This window comes from Luteibacter sp. SVR4-7G, assembly GCF_056755555.1.
This window is the reverse complement of record NZ_JBPGXO010000026.1, coordinates 40,679-58,063: the sequence shown is the minus strand read 5'-3', so window position 1 is coordinate 58,063 and position 17,385 is coordinate 40,679. Positions and strand designations below refer to the sequence as shown.

Here is a 17,385-nt window from a genome sequence, read left to right as displayed (position 1 = left end):
GTTAATACCCCTGTAGTCTGACGGTACCTGAGGAATAAGCACCGGCTAACTCCGTGCCAGCAGCCGCGGTAATACGGAGGGTGCAAGCGTTAATCGGAATTACTGGGCGTAAAGCGTGCGTAGGCGGTTCGTTAAGTCTGCTGTGAAAGCCCCGGGCTCAACCTGGGAATGGCAGTGGATACTGGCGAGCTAGAGTGTGATAGAGGATGGTGGAATTCCCGGTGTAGCGGTGAAATGCGTAGAGATCGGGAGGAACATCAGTGGCGAAGGCGGCCATCTGGATCAACACTGACGCTGAGGCACGAAAGCGTGGGGAGCAAACAGGATTAGATACCCTGGTAGTCCACGCCCTAAACGATGCGAACTGGATGTTGGTCTCAACTCGGAGATCAGTGTCGAAGCTAACGCGTTAAGTTCGCCGCCTGGGGAGTACGGTCGCAAGACTGAAACTCAAAGGAATTGACGGGGGCCCGCACAAGCGGTGGAGTATGTGGTTTAATTCGATGCAACGCGAAGAACCTTACCTGGCCTTGACATGTCCGGAATCCTGCAGAGATGCGGGAGTGCCTTCGGGAATCGGAACACAGGTGCTGCATGGCTGTCGTCAGCTCGTGTCGTGAGATGTTGGGTTAAGTCCCGCAACGAGCGCAACCCTTGTCCTTAGTTGCCAGCGAGTAAAGTCGGGAACTCTAAGGAGACTGCCGGTGACAAACCGGAGGAAGGTGGGGATGACGTCAAGTCATCATGGCCCTTACGGCCAGGGCTACACACGTACTACAATGGTCGGTACAGAGGGTTGCAAGACCGCGAGGTGGAGCTAATCCCAGAAAGCCGATCCCAGTCCGGATTGGAGTCTGCAACTCGACTCCATGAAGTCGGAATCGCTAGTAATCGCAGATCAGCTATGCTGCGGTGAATACGTTCCCGGGCCTTGTACACACCGCCCGTCACACCATGGGAGTGAGCTGCTCCAGAAGCCGTTAGTCTAACCGCAAGGGGGACGACGACCACGGAGTGGTTCATGACTGGGGTGAAGTCGTAACAAGGTAGCCGTATCGGAAGGTGCGGCTGGATCACCTCCTTTCGAGAAACGACACGTCCTTTCATCGCAAGGCTTCCACACAAGTCACCTGCACATCCACGCATGGGTAACCCATGCATGCCGTAAGCGAGCACCTTATGGGTCTGTAGCTCAGGTGGTTAGAGCGCACCCCTGATAAGGGTGAGGTCGGTGGTTCGAGTCCACCCAGACCCACCACTCGAGCACACCTTATGGGGCCTTAGCTCAGCTGGGAGAGCATCTGCTTTGCAAGCAGAGGGTCGTCGGTTCGATCCCGACAGGCTCCACCAGTGTCACGGTAGCGGATGTGTAGCGCACACGAAGATCGTTTTGAAGCCCACCGGCGCTGAGGCCGGTCGGGTGTTCTTTGAAAATCTGTAAACGAGTGACAAGCGTCTTGGTTCGTAACCGAACCCAAGACAAGTGTTAAGGCGAAACGAAGTGGCTTGGATTGTAGGCCCCGAGGCGACTTGGGGTTATATGGTCAAGCGACTAAGCGTATACGGTGGATGCCTTGGCAGTCAGAGGCGATGAAGGACGTGGCAGCCTGCGAAAAGTGTCGGGGAGCTGGCAACAAGCTTTGATCCGGCAATGTCCGAATGGGGAAACCCACCGCGTTAAGCGGTATCGCATAGTGAATACATAGCTATGCGAGGCGAACCCGGGGAACTGAAATATCTAAGTACCCGGAGGAAAAGAAATCAACCGAGATTCCGTCAGTAGCGACGAGCGAACGCGGACTAGCCCAAAAGTGTCGCACATTCTAGTCGAACCGCTTGGAAACGCGGGCCGTAGACGGTGATAGCCCGGTAGACGAAAGGGTGCGTGGCATGAAATTGAGTAAGGCGGGGCACGAGAAACCCTGTCTGAACATGGGGGGACCATCCTCCAAGGCTAAATACTCCTGACTGACCGATAGCGAACTAGTACCGTGAGGGAAAGGCGAAAAGAACCCCGGAGAGGGGAGTGAAATAGACCCTGAAACCGTATACGTACAAGCAGTGGAAGCCCGCAAGGGTGACTGCGTACCTTTTGTATAATGGGTCAGCGACTTACTGTCAGTGGCAAGCTTAACCGTATAGGGGAGGCGAAGGGAAACCGAGTCTGAATAGGGCGAATAGTCTCTGGCAGTAGACCCGAAACCGAGTGATCTATCCTTGACCAGGTTGAAGGTGCGGTAACACGCACTGGAGGACCGAACCCACATCTGTTGCAATAGATGGGGATGAGTTGAGGATCGGAGTGAAAGGCTAAACAAACTCGGAGATAGCTGGTTCTCCTCGAAAGCTATTTAGGTAGCGCCTCGTGCGAACACTGTTGGGGGTAGAGCACTGTTATGGCTAGGGGGTCATTGAGACTTACCAAACCATGGCAAACTCCGAATACCAACACGTGCTACACGGGAGACACACGGCGGGTGCTAACGTCCGTCGTGAAAAGGGAAACAACCCAGACCCGCAGCTAAGGTCCCAAAGTCATAGCTAAGTGGAAAACGATGTGGAAAGGCATAGACAGCCAGGAGGTTGGCTTAGAAGCAGCCACCCTTTAAAGAAAGCGTAATAGCTCACTGGTCGAGTCGGTCTGCGCGGAAGATTTAACGGGGCTAAGCTATGCACCGAAGCTCGGGGTGTACACCTTTGAGGTGTACGCGGTAGAGGAGCGTTCCGTAGGCCTGTGAAGGTGAGTCGTAAGGCTTGCTGGAGGTATCGGAAGTGCGAATGCTGACATGAGTAACGATAAGGGGGGTGAAAAGCCCCCCCGCCGAAAGCCCAAGGTTTCCTCGCGCAACGTTCATCGGCGCAGGGTGAGTCGGCCCCTAAGGCGAGGCAGAAATGCGTAGTCGATGGGAAGCAGGTTAATATTCCTGCACTTTTCTACAGTGCGATGTGGGGACGGAGAAGGTTAGGTCTACCAGGCGTTGGTTGTCCTGGGGAAAGGCGGTAGGCGGTGATCTTAGGCAAATCCGGGATCACATACGCCGAGCACCGAGACCAGTCCTATGAGGACGAAGTGACTGACACCACGCTTCCAGGAAAAGCCACTAAGCTTCAGCTGTAGAAAAACCGTACCGTAAACCGACACTGGTAGGCAGGGTGAGAATCCCAAGGCGCTTGAGAGAACTCGGGTGAAGGAACTAGGCAAAATGGCACCGTAACTTCGGGAGAAGGTGCGCCCCTTGGTGTGGTCACGTGCGTGACTGAGCATCGAGGGGTCGCAGTAACCTGGCCGCTGCGACTGTTTATCAAAAACACAGCACTCTGCAAACACGAAAGTGGACGTATAGGGTGTGACGCCTGCCCGGTGCTGGAAGGTTAATTGATGGGGTCAGCCGCAAGGCGAAGCTCTTGATCGAAGCCCCAGTAAACGGCGGCCGTAACTATAACGGTCCTAAGGTAGCGAAATTCCTTGTCGGGTAAGTTCCGACCTGCACGAATGGCGTAACGACAGCGGCGCTGTCTCCACCCGAGACTCAGTGAAATTGAAATCGCTGTGAAGATGCAGCGTTCCCGCGGCAAGACGGAAAGACCCCGTGAACCTTTACTATAGCTTTACATTGAACGTTGAGTTCTTCTGTGTAGGATAGGTGGGAGGCTATGAAACCGAGACGCCAGTTTCGGTGGAGCCATCCTTGAAATACCACCCTGAAGTGCTTGACGTTCTAACCTAGGTCCGTAATCCGGATCGGGGACCATGTATGGTGGGTAGTTTGACTGGGGCGGTCTCCTCCCAAAGAGTAACGGAGGAGCACGAAGGTACGCTCAGCGCGGTCGGACATCGCGCACTGTGTGCAAAGGCATAAGCGTGCTTGACTGCGAGATCGACGGATCAAGCAGGTACGAAAGTAGGTCTTAGTGATCCGGTGGTTCTGTATGGAAGGGCCATCGCTCAACGGATAAAAGGTACTCCGGGGATAACAGGCTGATACCGCCCAAGAGTTCATATCGACGGCGGTGTTTGGCACCTCGATGTCGGCTCATCACATCCTGGGGCTGTAGCCGGTCCCAAGGGTATGGCTGTTCGCCATTTAAAGTGGTACGCGAGCTGGGTTCAGAACGTCGTGAGACAGTTCGGTCCCTATCTGTCGTGGGCGTTGGAGATTTGAGGGGGGCTGCTCCTAGTACGAGAGGACCGGAGTGGACGTTCCGCTGGTGTTCGGGTTGTCATGCCCATGGCATTGCCCGGTAGCTACGAACGGAAGTGATAACCGCTGAAAGCATCTAAGCGGGAAGCACGCCCCAAGATGAGATCTCCCGAGAGCTCGACTCTCCTTAAGGCACCATCAAGACTAGGTGGTTGATAGGCGCGGTGTGGAAGTGCAGCAATGCATTGAGCTTACGCGTACTAATGAGCCGTGAGGCTTGACCATATAACCCCAAGACGCTTCACCGTCTTAAACTTGTCTTCCGGTCATGACCCCGGACGCTTGTCACTCGTTTACACCCTCTGTGGAGCCGGCGCACCTGCGCTGCTCCCACCCCTTCCCTGGCGGCTATAGCGGCGTGGTACCACCTGATCCCATCCCGAACTCAGAAGTGAAACGCGCATGCGCCGATGGTAGTGTGGCTCAAGCCATGCAAGAGTAGGTCACCGCCAGGGGCTTTATCCCAAAAAAACCCGGTCTCATTGAGGCCGGGTTTTTTCTTATCCGTTTTTTCGCGCCCGGCACACCCGCCGCGGGCCGATCGGCTACAGTAGGCCCATGTATCTACAGACTTTCGGACTTCGCGAACCGCCGTTCGGCGACGCACCGGATCCGCGCTTCGCGTGTCTGTTTCCGCGCGAACGCGAGATCCTGGCGCACGTGGAATACGAGGTCGGTGCCGACCAGTCCAGTGTCACCCTGGTAACGGGCGAGCGGGGCATCGGCAAGACGCTCCTGTGCATGTTGATCGAGGCCGATGCGCCGAACCATGGCGTACGCGCCGTACGCCATGGCGCGGGCGACTACGCGCTGGAGACGGTCGCCTGGTTGCGCGCCCTCTATGCCGGCTTCGGCCTGCCGCTGCCGTTGAGCGCCGAAGCGAATACGGAGGACCACCTGGTCGATGGCCTCGCCGCAGGCCTCGGACGCCTGGCCCATCACGTCAACCATCGTTTCCTCTGGATCCTCGACGACGCGCAGGAGTTGTCGGACGAAGACCTGGCCATCGTCATGCGCCTCCTGGTGGCCTGCGAAAAGGCCGCCGCCCCCTTCTACATTGTCCTGGCCGGCGAGCCCACGCTACGCGAGCGCCTGGCGGGCCCGGGTGCACCGGCGCTGGCCGCGCGTATTCGCAGCAGCCTGCCGCTGGCTCCCCTGAATGCCGAAGAGAGCGAGCGTTATGTCCGCCATCGCCTGCATGTCGCCGGCACGACGCAGATGCCCTTCAGCCGGCTCGGACTGCGCAGCCTGCGCGACGACGGCAAGGGCAATCCCCGCCGGCTCAATACCCTGGCTCACCGGGCGCTCGAGCGTGCCGCCGAGCGCGGCGAAAAATCGATCGGCGAGCGGGCGCTCGGCTTCGTGGTGCGCGAGGCGCTGCCGCAGCATGCGCGCTACTGGCTGAGGCGCTACCGCCGCCCGATCATCGCCATCGGCGTGATGGTCGCCATTCTCTTCGTCGGCGGCATGGCCACATGGATCCTCACCGGCCACAGCCCTTCGCGGCCGAAGAACCTGGTCATCGCCAGTCCGGAGCAGGCCCTGGCCAAATTCCACGACGCCTTGCCCGCGCCGGAGGTCGGCAAGCTGCGTGTCTGGGGCGAATTGCTCGCGCGCTGGCAGGTGACATCGAAGGAAACCTCGGTCGCCAACGCGATGAACTGCGACGCGACCATCTTCCCGGGCTTCGCCTGCGTGAGTGGCCGCGGTTCGCTGGACCAGCTCGTCCGTTTCGATCGCCCGCTGATCCTCGAGCTTGACGATGCGAACGCGAAGCAACAGGTGCTCCTCGTCGGCGCAGGCACCGAAGCGGTCCGCCTTTACCTCGGCGGGAAGTACGTCGACCTGACCCGGGATGCTTTCCAGCATGTGTGGAACGGTCGCTTCTATGCCGTGTTCCGTGTCGATCCCGCCATGCCGGGGAAACTCTCACGGGGCGACAGCGGCGACGGCCTGGCCTGGGTCCTGGCGCGCCTTCCACCGCGTGCCGGCGCCGCCGCGGAGCGTCCGACCAGCTTCGACAGTTCCGTCGAAGCCCGCGTCCTGAATGTGCAGCAGCGCTTCGGCATCGCCGCCGACGGCGTCGTGGGACCGGAAACCATGTTCGCCCTTTCCTCGCTGGAAGCTGAGGGCCCGCACCTCGCGCGCGGCGTTCCTTGAGCATGTTCGTCCACGTCGACACGCGCCGGCGTTCCCGGTTGTGCTGGGCGACCATGCTCGTGGTGATTGTGTGCGTGGTCTGTTTCGTTGCCCTGGCGCTCACGAGTCCGGCGGAACGCAAATCGATCATGCTGCATTGGGGCACGGTTCCCGCGCACCTCTTCGGTACGGGCCTGCCGCTATGGGAGCAGGTGAGCGATCCCGCCCTGCTGCGCCTGTTCACGGCCACCTTCATCCATGCCGGCTGGCTGCACCTGCTCAGCAACCTGCTCTTCCTGGTGATCTTCAGCCTGCCGGCGGAACGCAGCCTCGGCTCGCCGCGCTTCCTCCTGCTGTTCCTGCTCGGCGGCGTGGTGGCGAACCTCATCGGCGCGGTATCGCTCACCGGCGTGCGCGTGGCGATCATCGGATGCAGCGGCGCCGTTTCCGCGGTCGTAGGCGCCTATGTCACGCTATTCCCCCGCGCGAAACTCGGCCTGGTACTGCCGTTAGGCCTTTACCTCGAGTTCGTGCGCGTGCCGGCATTCGTGCTCATCGGCATGTGGGCGCTCGTGCAATTGCTTTTCAGCTATGCAGGCGCCAGCTACGGCGCCGTCGTATGGTGGACCCACATCGGCGGCTTCCTTTTCGGCATCGTGTTCGCCGTGTTCTCCCGTGGCGCGATCGCGCGCCGCTTACGCGGCTGACATCTCGCGCGGTGCCAGCAGGTGCTCGCGCACGAAGCCGCGCAGCAGCATCGTGGCATGCGGGGTAGGTACCACCGCCGCGAGCAGTGCGTCCGGCGAATGTCCTTCCTTGCTGAGGGCGTCGCGCTTGCGCCGGATGTAGGCGCGCATCACTTCCGCCGAAAACTCGGGATGGAACTGGGTGCTCACGGCGTGCTTGCCGTAACGCACGAGGTGGTGCGGGTCGCGTTCCGAGCGGGCCAGCGATACCGCGCCACGCGGCAGTTCGAGCACGCTCTGCTCGTGCGTCGCATGGGCGTGGAACGAAGCGGGCAGGGCCGCGCCCAGCGTGTCTTTCGCCGCGCCCGCATGGGTCTCTATGCGCAGCGTGCCCATCTCGCGTCCGCCTGGCAGATAGTCCACGCGGCCGCCGAGCGCGTGCGACATGAGCTGGTGCCCGTAGCACACCCCGAGCATCGGCAGGTCGGCATCCATCGCATTGCGGATCCACCCTGCGGTGCGTTCGCTCCACGGCAGCCGTTCCGTGACCATCGACGCGGAGCCTGTGATCACCGCGCCAGCGCAGTCGTCCGTATCCGGCAGGGCATCGCCGTGTTCCACGTCGACGATGCGGAAGCAGGTTTCGCGCAGGCGCAGTCCCAGGCGGAACCAGCGGGGGAAATCGCCATGGCGGTGGCTGATGGTATCGGGTGCGCGGCCGGTGCGGATGATGAGAACAGGCTTCATGCAGTCGTGCTTTCGTCGATATCGGTCGGAGGAAGCACGTTGAGCACTTCACGGACGGTGGTCAGGCCGGCGGCTACCTGCATCGCCGCGGAGATACGCAAGGGTTTCATGCCTTCCCGCAGGGCTTCGTCGCCGAAGCGGCCTAGGTCGAGTTCGGCGGAGATGAGCGAACGCAGGCGCGGGGACATCGGCATCATTTCGTAGACGCCGGTACGGCCGAGGTAACCGGTCTTCCGGCATTCCAGGCAGCCTACCGGCTCGAATACCTGCCCGGGCAGCGGGATGTCCCAGCCGCGGGTGAGCACGCGCCAGGTATCGGCGTCCTGCGCGGTCGCCGCCTTGCAATGCGGACAGAGCGTGCGCACGAGGCGCTGCGCCACCACACCGGCGAGGGTCGACTGGATGAGGTAATGCGGCACGCCCAGGTCGAGCAGGCGGGTGACAGCGCTGGGCGAGTCGTTGGTGTGCAGCGTCGATAGCACCAGGTGGCCGGTGAGCGAAGCCTGCACCGCCATCTGCGCGGTTTCCAGGTCGCGGATCTCGCCGATCATGATGATGTCCGGGTCCTGGCGCAGCAGCGTGCGCACGCCTGCGGCGAAGTCCAGGTCGATGGACGGCTGCACCTGCATCTGATTGAGTTCCGGCGAGACCATTTCGATGGGGTCTTCGACGGTACAGACGTTGAGTTCCGGCCGGGCCAGGTGCTTCAGCGTGGAGTACAGCGTCGTGGTCTTGCCCGAGCCGGTGGGGCCAGTAACCAGCACGATGCCATGCGGGCGCTCCACCATCCCGCGCCAGACGCGGTCTTCCTCGGCGGAAAAGCCGAGTTGCCCGAAATCCTTCATGACGAGGTCGGGATCGAAGATACGCATCACCACCTTTTCGCCGAAGGCGGTAGGCATGGTCGATATACGCAGTTCCACTTCGCGCCCGCCGGCCGAGCGCGTCTTGATGCGGCCGTCCTGAGGGCGCCGCTTCTCGGCCACGTCCATGCGCGAAAGAATCTTCACGCGCGCGGTCACCGCGGTCATCACGGGCGGCGGCAGTTCGAACACCTTCTGCATCACGCCGTCGATGCGGAAGCGCATCTGCCCGGCGTCGCGGCGCGGTTCGAGATGGATATCCGACGCACGCTGTTCGAAAGCGTATTGCAGCAGCCAGTCGACGATATGCACCACGTGCCGGTCGTCGGCACCCACCTCGCCGGCCTTGCCCAGTTCCACCAGCTGCTCGAAGTTGATGATCTTCGAGGGTTCGCCGCCTTTCGCATCCTGGGCGAGCTGGATGGAACGCTGCACGCCGTAGAACTCGAGCAGGTAGCGGTTGATGTCGATCGGATTCGACACGACGCGGCGCACGTCGCGGCGGAGCATGTGAGCGAGGTCGTTGGCCCAGCCGGTGTCGAACGGCTCCGCCGTGGCGAAGGTGACCTCCACGGACGAGGCCGCCACGGGCAGGATCCGGTGGCGCTGCGCATAGGCGCTGCTGACGGCCTGCGTGGCCTGGGCTACGTTGACCTTCATCGGGTCGATCTTCAGGTAGGGCAGGTCGGCCTTGCCGGCAAGCCATTCCACCAGTCCCTCCAGGCTCAGCGGACGGCCCGGGTCGCGGCGGTTCTCGAGCTTGGCGTTGGCGATCAGGACGAGGGGGTGCAGTTCGATGGCCGACTTGCCGCTGCGCGAGCCCATGCGCACCCGCTTCGCATCCTCCCCGGTGAGGTAGCCGTCCACGACGAGGGAAGCCAGCACCTCGTCCAGTTCCAGACGGCCACGACGCCCGAGGTGCGCGCCGGGTTGCGGATTCACTGCCATTGCCTGCGACCCTGTGTTAATGCCACGCCGCTATACTAGCCCGCTTTCTCAAGGACCCGGGAACCATGTCCGCGCCCACCTTCCAAGACGTGATCCAGACCCTGAACCGCTACTGGGCGGACCAGGGCTGCGTACTGGTCCAGCCCCTCGATGCCGAGGTCGGTGCGGGTACGTTCCATCCGGCCACCTTCCTCCGCTCTCTCGGACCCGAACCCTGGGCGGCCGCCTACGTGCAACCCTGCCGCCGTCCGACGGACGGCCGCTACGGCGACAACCCGAACCGCCTGCAGCATTACTACCAGTACCAGGTGGTGCTGAAGCCGAACCCGGACGACATCCTGGAACGTTACATCGGCTCGCTGAAGGCACTGGGCATCGACCCGCTGGTACACGATCTCCGCTTCGTCGAGGACAACTGGGAATCGCCCACGCTGGGCGCCTGGGGCCTCGGCTGGGAAGTCTGGCTGAACGGCATGGAGGTCACCCAGTTCACCTATTTCCAGCAGGCCGGCGGCCTCGAATGCCGTCCTGTCACGGGCGAAATCACTTATGGCCTCGAACGCCTGGTGATGTACCTGCAGAACGTCGACAGCATCTACGACATCGTCTGGACGCATGCGCCGCACGGCGTGGTCACCTATGGCGACGTGTTCCACCAGAACGAGGTGGAGCAGAGCACCTACAACTTCGAGCACGCCAATGTCGCCGAACTCTTCCACTGGTTCGACGTGTGCGAGGGCGAGGCCGGCAAGCTGATCGCGGCGGGCCTGCCGCTTCCCGCCTACGAGCAGGTGTGCAAGGCCAGCCACGCGTTCAACCTGCTCGACGCGCGCCGGGCCATCAGTGTCACCGAGCGCCAGCGCTACATCCTGCGCGTGCGCACGCTGGCCCGCGCTGTCGCCGAGGCCTACGTGGCGCAGCGTGAAAAGCTCGGATTCCCAGGCCTGAAGAAAGACAAGGAGGCCGTCCATGGCCGATAAGCGACTGCCGCTCCTGATCGAGCTGGGCACGGAAGAACTGCCGCCGAAAGCGCTCGACGACCTCGCCGGCGCATTCGCACGCGGTGTCGTCGAAGGCCTGGAGAAGCGCGGCGTTGCCGCGGACTACGGCGCTGCACAGGCCTACGCGTCGCCGCGCCGTCTCGCCGTGCATGTGCCGAATGTGGCTGTGGCCCAGCCGGAGCAGACCGTCGAACGCCGTGGTCCCGCAGTCGCCGCGAGCACCGGTGCCGACGGTGCACCCGGCAAGGCGCTGCTCGGCTTCGCCCAGTCCTGCGGCGTGGATGTCGCGGCGCTGGAAAAACTCGAGACCGACAAGGGCGCCTGGTTCGTCTTCCGCGCGGTGAAGCCCGGCCAGCCCACGGCCGCCTTGCTGCCGGAAATCGTCGCCGAGGCGCTGAAGGCCTTGCCGATTCCCAAGGCCATGCGCTGGGGCGATCGCGAGGACAGCTTCGTGCGTCCCGCGCATACCTTCCTGATGCTGCACGGCGCGGACATCGTCGAAGGCGAGGTGCTGGGTCTGAAGAGCGGCCGTCTCAGTCACGGCCATCGCTTCCATCATCCCAAGCCGGTGCACGTGGCCGATGCCGACAGCTGGCTCGACGCGCTACGCCATGCGCACGTGATCGCGGATCCCGCCGAGCGGCGCCAGCGCGTGCGCGACGAAGTGGCCCGCGTGGCCAGTGGTGGCGAGCCGCGCCTGTCCGAGGGCCTGCTCGACGAGATCGCCAACCTCACCGAATGGCCGGTCGGCATCGCCTGCACCTTCGAGCGCGAGTTCCTTGACGTGCCGCCGGAAGCACTGGTCACCACGATGGAGACGAACCAGAAGTTCGTGCCCGTCTTCGATGCCGAAGGCCGCCTCACCGAGCACTTCATCGGCGTCGCCAATATCGAAAGCCACGATCCGGCGGAGATCCGCAAGGGCTACGAGCGCGTGATCCGTCCGCGCTTCGCCGATGCGAAGTTCTTCTGGGACGAGGACCTCAAGACGCCGCTGGCCGACTACCAGGAAGGCCTGAAGAACGTCACCTACCAGCAGTCGCTCGGCAGCCTCTGGGACAAGACCGTGCGCGTGGCCGAGCTCGCGCGCGTCATCGCCAACCGCGTCGGTGTCGACGCAGGGCAGGCCACGCACGCCGCGGCGCTGGCCAAATGCGACCTGCTCACCCGCATGGTCGGCGAGTTTCCGGAGCTGCAGGGGGTGATGGGGCGTTACTACGCCACGCGCCAGGGCATCGCGGCCGAGGTGGCCGACGCGCTGGACAGCCATTACCAGCCGCGCTTCGGCGGCGACGCCATTGCCTCGGGTGCGGTTGGCCGGGTGCTGGCCGTGGCCGAGCGCCTCGACACCCTCGCCGGCATCTTCGCCGTGGGCATGAAGCCCAGCGGCAACAAAGATCCGTTCGCCCTGCGCCGTGCGGCACTGGGCCTGGCACGGACGTTGATCGAGGGTGGCCTCGACATCGACCTGCGCGCCGCGCTGACGGAAGCCTTCGACCTCGTGCCGGAAGCCGGTCTGGTCGCCGGCGTGAAGCCTGGGAAGGAAGGGAAGCCGCCGGTGGTCGACATCGGCGCGCGCCGTCGCGAGCTGGGCGGCGAGGTGCATGCGTTCGTGCTCGACCGCCTGCGCGGCTATTACGCCGACCAGGGTTTCTCGGCCGACCAGTTCGAGTCCGTGCTCGCCGTGTCACCGGCCACGCTGCCCGACTTCGATCGCCGCCTGCGTGCCGTGGGCGAGTTCTCCCGCCGCGCCGAAGCCGCCAGCCTGGCGGCCGCCAACAAGCGTGTGGCCAACATCCTGCGCAAGCAGGCCGAGGAGAGCGGAGCCGAGCCGGTCAAGGCCCATGTCGATCCGGCCCACTTCGAGCTCGATGCGGAACGCGAGCTGCATGCCGCGCTCGCTGCGGCACGTGCGGATACCCAGGGCCTGCTCGCCAGCGGCGACTACACGGGCACGCTTGCCCGCCTGTCGTCGCTGCAGGCGCCGGTGGACCGCTTCTTCGACGACGTGCTGGTCAACGCAGAGAATCCGGCCGTGCGTGCGAATCGCCTGGCCCTGCTGGCCCAGCTCAAGGCAAGCTTCGGCGCCATCGCCGACATCTCGCGACTGTAGGAGCGCGCAGGCGCGCTCCTACAACAACCTGCCAGCCTCTGCGTAGCCTCTCAGGCAGGCACGCCCTGCTCGTCCTGGATGCGCGATACCAGCGTGCGCCGGAACGCGACCATGCGATCGGCGTAATCGGCCTCGCCCGAACGTCCGAGGATCGAATACATCTCCGCCACCAGGTCGGCATGGCGCACGGGCGAGAAGCGGCTGCCGGCCATCTCGATGTCCGACTGCAGCAGTTTCATCGCCGCGGCCAGCCGGCTCGGGTCGAGCGCCAGGCTGCGATTGGCCGGCACGTCGCGGCCACTGGCGGCAGCGTCGGCTCCGTTTCGCGACGCCGTGCCATCGGTCGAACCGTCGAGCATCATCGGGCCTTCGCCCGCGGCCAGCCACACCAGGGACAGGCCCAGGGTCTTGGCCATCGTTACGCAGCGGCCTCGCGAGGGATCGGTATTGCCGTCGCGCCAGCTGCGCACGACGCCTTCAGAAAATCCGCAGCGGCGAGCAATCTCGCTGACGCTGCCGGACATCTTGATGACGGCGCGCACGCGGCTGGCGAACGAAGAAGGCGCAACCATGGCTTCCGCGTGAGCGGTATCCAGACCCCCTCGGGAGGCCTCGGCCAGGACGGATCCCCGTGAGTTGTCGTTCATGCGAATGGAACCTCGTTGTTAAAAGACCGCCCCCCGGCGATTCGCGAACCAACGCGCGAGCCCATGGTTCGGTGTACAGGAACTTGCCTTCGGAAGCCTTTCATTGAGGTCCGGGGCAGGTCTTGCCGAAAAAACGTGTTACGCCGGTCCGTGCAACCCCTCAAAACTACTAGGAACGTTTCCTAGGTAAAAGTCCCATATGTGCCGGAAGTCATGCTTCGGGTAGCGCCGTAAGTTATTGCTTCAGCAGCGGATTCGAGCTTTGAACGGGTGATGCTGTCACGCAAGTAACTGCGCAAACAGGTAAAAAACCTGTAAGTTTTTCATATTGCGGGACGATGACTCCGCGCGTATATCTGTAGGCGATCACCTAGAAGGTGATGTTCCCGGGGGCGGGATCCTTTCACGGATTCCGTTGTTTTGTGGAGAGATTCCAAGACCAGGCGAACGAGCAGCCCCGAGTGATTGGGGACGGGTTCGGCTTGCCGCGACATTCGTATTAATTCGCGATGCGCGGCTTTTTCATGGGGAGAGCATTCAATGAGTTCACGTCATTTCAGCGCCACGTCATCGCTTGGCCGCCGGACGGCCCTTGCGCTGGCGATCAGCCTCGGAACCGTATCCGGCGCCGTGTTCGCGCAGGCCACCACGGGTTCGATCTTCGGCCAGGCTCCGGCCGGTGCCGGCCAGACCGTCACGGTCACCAGCGATACCGGCGTGACCCGTACCGTCAACGTGGGGGAGGACGGCCGTTACACGGTAGGCCAGCTGCCGCTGGGCAACTACAAGGTCACGCTCAACCGTGACGGCGCCGCCGTCGACTCGCGCTCCAACGTGACCCTGCGCGTCGGCGCAGGTACCGAAGTGGGTTTCGGCGCCGCAGCCTCCGCATCCCAGGCGGCAAGCCTGGAAGGCGTGACCGTCTCCGCGAACGCCCTGCCATCCATCGACGTCAGCTCGGTCGACTCGCGTACCGTCATCACTTCCGAGCAGCTCGCCAAGCTTCCGCTCGCTCGCACGGCGGAAGCGATCGCCCTGCTGGCGCCGGGCGCCGTGAGCGGCAGCTCGTTCTTCACCGGCCCGACCGGTAACGCCCTCGTCTCGATCGCCGGCAGCGCCGTGACCGAGAACGCGTACTACATCAACGGCTTCAACACGACCGATCCGCTCAGTGGCTTCGGCGGCATCACGCTGCCGTACGGCGCCATCGACCAGCAGGAAATCCTCGCCGGTGGCTATGGCGCGGCGTATGGCCGTTCGGCCGGCGGCGTGATCAGCCAGGTCGGCAAGCGTGGCAGCAACGAGTGGCACTTCGGTGGCCAGGTCCTCTGGGAGCCGAATGGCACCAAGGCCAGCCCGATGAACTTCTACCAGAAGATCGGTCCTAACGCCGGAGAGATATTCGACCGGAACGACAAGGACAAGCTCTGGCGGACCACGTACTCCGCGTATGCCGGAGGCCCGCTGATCAAGGACACCCTGTACATCTTCATTGCGGCCGAACAGGAACGCCGCGAGGGCAGCCAGACGACGAATATCAACGCGCCGTTCGTGTACAAGCAGAGCTACCGCAATCCGAAGTACTACGGCAAGATCGACTGGAACATCAACGACAGCAACATCCTCGAACTAACCGGCGCTTCGAACAAGCAGGAATACGATGCCTCGATCTTCGAGTACGACTATGACACCAAGACCCGCGGCGCTTTCGTGGGCAAGGACACGGCAGGCGCGCCGCAGAACAAGTCGGGTGCCGACGTCTATTCCGCCAAGTTCACCAGCTACATCACGGACGACCTGACCCTCACCGCGCTCTATGGCAAGATGAAGGGCACGTACTACACCGCGACGGCAGGCGAGACGACCCTTCCGTCGATCCTGACGCCGACCAGGCAGGATCCGGCACTGAATGGCGGTTCGCCGATCAGCAACGCGAATCCCTCGGCGCAGATCGCGGACCCGAGGCACAAGTCGACCAATACGAACCTGCGCATCGACCTGAGCTATCACATCGGCGATCACACGATCACCGCCGGTATCGATAATCAGAAGGTGTTGGACAAGAACGACGGTATCACCACATCGGGCCCGGGTTACGCCTGGGAATATAACCTGGGTAAGCCCGGGACGCCGATCATCGGCACCTCGCCGACGGATGCCGCCTATGTCGCCCCTCCGGGCGGTAACGGTTACTACGTCGCTCGCTACGTGTACAGCACGGCTGCCTCGGTGCGCACGACGCAGCGCGCGCAGTACATCGAAGATTCGTGGCAGGTCAACGACCGCTGGCTGGTGAAGGTCGGTCTGCGTAACGACCAATTCACCAACTACAACCAGAACGGCCAGGCTTACCTGCGCCTGACGACGCCGCAGTGGGCCCCGCGTCTCGGAGCCACGTGGGACGTCAACGGTGATTCGAGCCTGAAGATCTACGCCAACGCGGGTCGCTACTTCCTTGCGCTGCCGGCTTCGGTCGCACTGCGCTCGGCCGGTGCGTCGCTATACACGCGGGAATACTTCACCTATACCGGGATCGATCCCGAAGGCATCCCCACGGGCCTCACCCCGATCTTCAGCAGCACCGGAGGGCCGATCTCGGCCAACCGCGAGTACGGCATCCCGCGCGATCCGAGGACGGCCGCGTCGACCAACATCAAGTCCGAGTACCAGGACGAATTCATCGTCGGCTTCGATGCCATGCTCACGGACAAATGGACCTACGGCGCGAAGGCAACGGTGCGCAAGCTCCGCAATGCGATCGATGACGTGGGCGACGCGGATGCGATCCTGCGCAAGATGGACCGCATGGGCATCGACCCCGACACGATCGGCGATATCCAGGGTAGCTACCTGTTCAATCCCGGCCGCGCCAACACGTTCCTCATCCCGAACACGGCCGGTGGTTACTACACCGTCGACATGAACAACGAGGACTTCGGATTCCCGCATTCGAAGCGCAACTACTATGGCCTGAACCTGTACCTCGACCACGCGTGGGACGGCAGGTACCAGGTCCGCTTCGACTACCTGTACTCGAAGAGCTACGGTAACTCGGAAGGCCAGGTGCGTTCCGACATCCGTCAGGACACGGTCTCGGCGACGGTGGACTGGGATTACAACGAGGTCATGCAGTACGCGAACGGCGAGCTGGCGAACAGCCGCAAGCACCAGTTCAAGATCTACGGTTCGTACCAGCTGGCGCCGGAGTGGATGGTCTCGGCCAACGCCCTTCTGTCGTCCGGTGCGCCGAAGAGCTGCCTCGGTTACTTCGGTCCCGATGAAACCAATCCGAACCTGGGTTACGGCTCCTACTACCACTGGTGCGCCGGCCAGCCGTCGCCTCCGGGCAAAGCCGGCCACAACCCGTGGACCTACATCGTCACCGGTGCAATCGAATACCGTCCGGTGTGGGCCGACAGCAAGCTGGCCTTCAACGTCACCGTGTTCAACCTGTTCAACCAGCGCAAGGCGACCCAGACGTTCCCGATCCGCGAGTTCGCGGACGATCCGAACCCGCGTTACGGCGTGCCGCTCTACCAGACCACGCCGCGTTACGCCCGCTTCGGCATCACGTACGACTTCTGATAAGGCAACCACTGGTACCGCTACAACAAGAGAAGGCCCCGGGAGCAAGGGAAGGCTCCCGAGGCAAAGGCAATATGCCTCCCCAGATCGCCCTCAGCCTCCCGGCCGGGGGCGCTTTTTTTACGGAACTGTTTCACCCGTAAGCAAAAAATCCCGAATATCTGGACATTTCAATAGGCCTTCGCTGAGAAGAACGTAAGAAAAACAGCGCTCCCCTTGTAAATAATTTGTTGACACGGGCCTCGGCGTAAGCCTAGATTCGGCGTCGACGATTCTGGACAGAGCCTTCCTACGGACACGGCGGAAGGATCGGTTCAGCAAGTCCATGGCTTGTCGGATGCAGGTCACGGGGGCGAACGCACCACTCTGGGAGAGCAGGGGCGTAGGCAACATCCCCGCAAACGTGCGCCGAGTGAGCCACTTTTTTTCCGGCTTCGGTCGGTTTTGCTCGTTT

8 protein-coding genes, 2 tRNA genes and 3 rRNA genes are annotated in these 17,385 nt (G+C 62.6%); 10 read left to right on the top strand and 3 right to left on the bottom strand.

Annotated elements, in window-relative coordinates; translation table 11 throughout:
- The 7 genes from ACR9ZH_RS11615 to ACR9ZH_RS11585 all read left to right on the top strand — a co-directional run.
- Nucleotides 1-1,084 (top strand): 16S ribosomal RNA (locus tag ACR9ZH_RS11615); the annotation flags it as partial.
- Nucleotides 1,085-1,181: 97 nt separating this feature from the next.
- Nucleotides 1,182-1,258, top strand: a tRNA-Ile gene (locus ACR9ZH_RS11610).
- Between the two features lie 16 nt (nucleotides 1,259-1,274).
- Nucleotides 1,275-1,350: transfer RNA gene (locus ACR9ZH_RS11605), tRNA-Ala, on the top strand.
- Nucleotides 1,351-1,542: 192 nt separating this feature from the next.
- Nucleotides 1,543-4,427, top strand: a 23S ribosomal RNA gene (locus ACR9ZH_RS11600).
- A gap of 115 nt (nucleotides 4,428-4,542) precedes the next feature.
- Nucleotides 4,543-4,657, top strand: a 5S ribosomal RNA gene (gene rrf, locus ACR9ZH_RS11595).
- Nucleotides 4,658-4,760: 103 nt separating this feature from the next.
- Nucleotides 4,761-6,362 (top strand): ExeA family protein, encoded by a 1,602-nt coding sequence (locus ACR9ZH_RS11590; protein ID WP_481290902.1) that lies wholly within the window; start codon nucleotides 4,761-4,763, stop codon nucleotides 6,360-6,362.
- A gap of 2 nt (nucleotides 6,363-6,364) precedes the next feature.
- Nucleotides 6,365-7,048, top strand: a complete 684-nt coding sequence (locus ACR9ZH_RS11585; RefSeq protein ID WP_481290901.1) for a rhomboid family intramembrane serine protease — start codon at nucleotides 6,365-6,367, stop codon at nucleotides 7,046-7,048.
- On the opposite strand, the gene ACR9ZH_RS11580 is transcribed toward ACR9ZH_RS11585, so the two are convergent.
- A complete protein-coding gene (locus tag ACR9ZH_RS11580; protein WP_481290900.1) occupies nucleotides 7,037-7,774 on the bottom strand; it encodes a glutamine amidotransferase in 738 nt (245 codons plus the stop codon). The genes ACR9ZH_RS11585 and ACR9ZH_RS11580 overlap by 12 nt on opposite strands.
- On the bottom strand, nucleotides 7,771-9,585 hold the full coding sequence (gene tfpB / locus ACR9ZH_RS11575; RefSeq protein WP_481290899.1) for a type IV pilus assembly ATPase TfpB: 1,815 nt from the start codon (nucleotides 9,583-9,585) through the stop codon (nucleotides 7,771-7,773). The genes ACR9ZH_RS11580 and tfpB overlap by 4 nt, the downstream gene beginning before the upstream one ends.
- Before the next feature lie 65 nt (nucleotides 9,586-9,650).
- Between tfpB and glyQ the strand changes: the two genes are divergently transcribed.
- Nucleotides 9,651-10,565: a glycine--tRNA ligase subunit alpha gene (glyQ, locus tag ACR9ZH_RS11570; protein ID WP_481290898.1), complete on the top strand. Its 915-nt coding sequence runs from the start codon at nucleotides 9,651-9,653 to the stop codon at nucleotides 10,563-10,565.
- Complete coding sequence (glyS, locus tag ACR9ZH_RS11565; protein WP_481290897.1) at nucleotides 10,555-12,699, top strand: glycine--tRNA ligase subunit beta; 2,145 nt, start codon at nucleotides 10,555-10,557, stop codon at nucleotides 12,697-12,699. The genes glyQ and glyS overlap by 11 nt, the downstream gene beginning before the upstream one ends.
- Before the next feature lie 50 nt (nucleotides 12,700-12,749).
- Here the strand turns inward: glyS and ACR9ZH_RS11560 are convergent, their stop codons facing one another.
- Nucleotides 12,750-13,346: a helix-turn-helix domain-containing protein gene (locus tag ACR9ZH_RS11560; protein ID WP_481290896.1), complete on the bottom strand. Its 597-nt coding sequence runs from the start codon at nucleotides 13,344-13,346 to the stop codon at nucleotides 12,750-12,752.
- A 540-nt stretch (nucleotides 13,347-13,886) separates the two neighbouring features.
- Between ACR9ZH_RS11560 and ACR9ZH_RS11555 the strand changes: the two genes are divergently transcribed.
- Nucleotides 13,887-16,931 (top strand): TonB-dependent receptor, encoded by a 3,045-nt coding sequence (locus ACR9ZH_RS11555; RefSeq protein WP_481290895.1) that lies wholly within the window; start codon nucleotides 13,887-13,889, stop codon nucleotides 16,929-16,931.
- The last annotated feature ends 454 nt before the right edge of the window (nucleotides 16,932-17,385 follow it).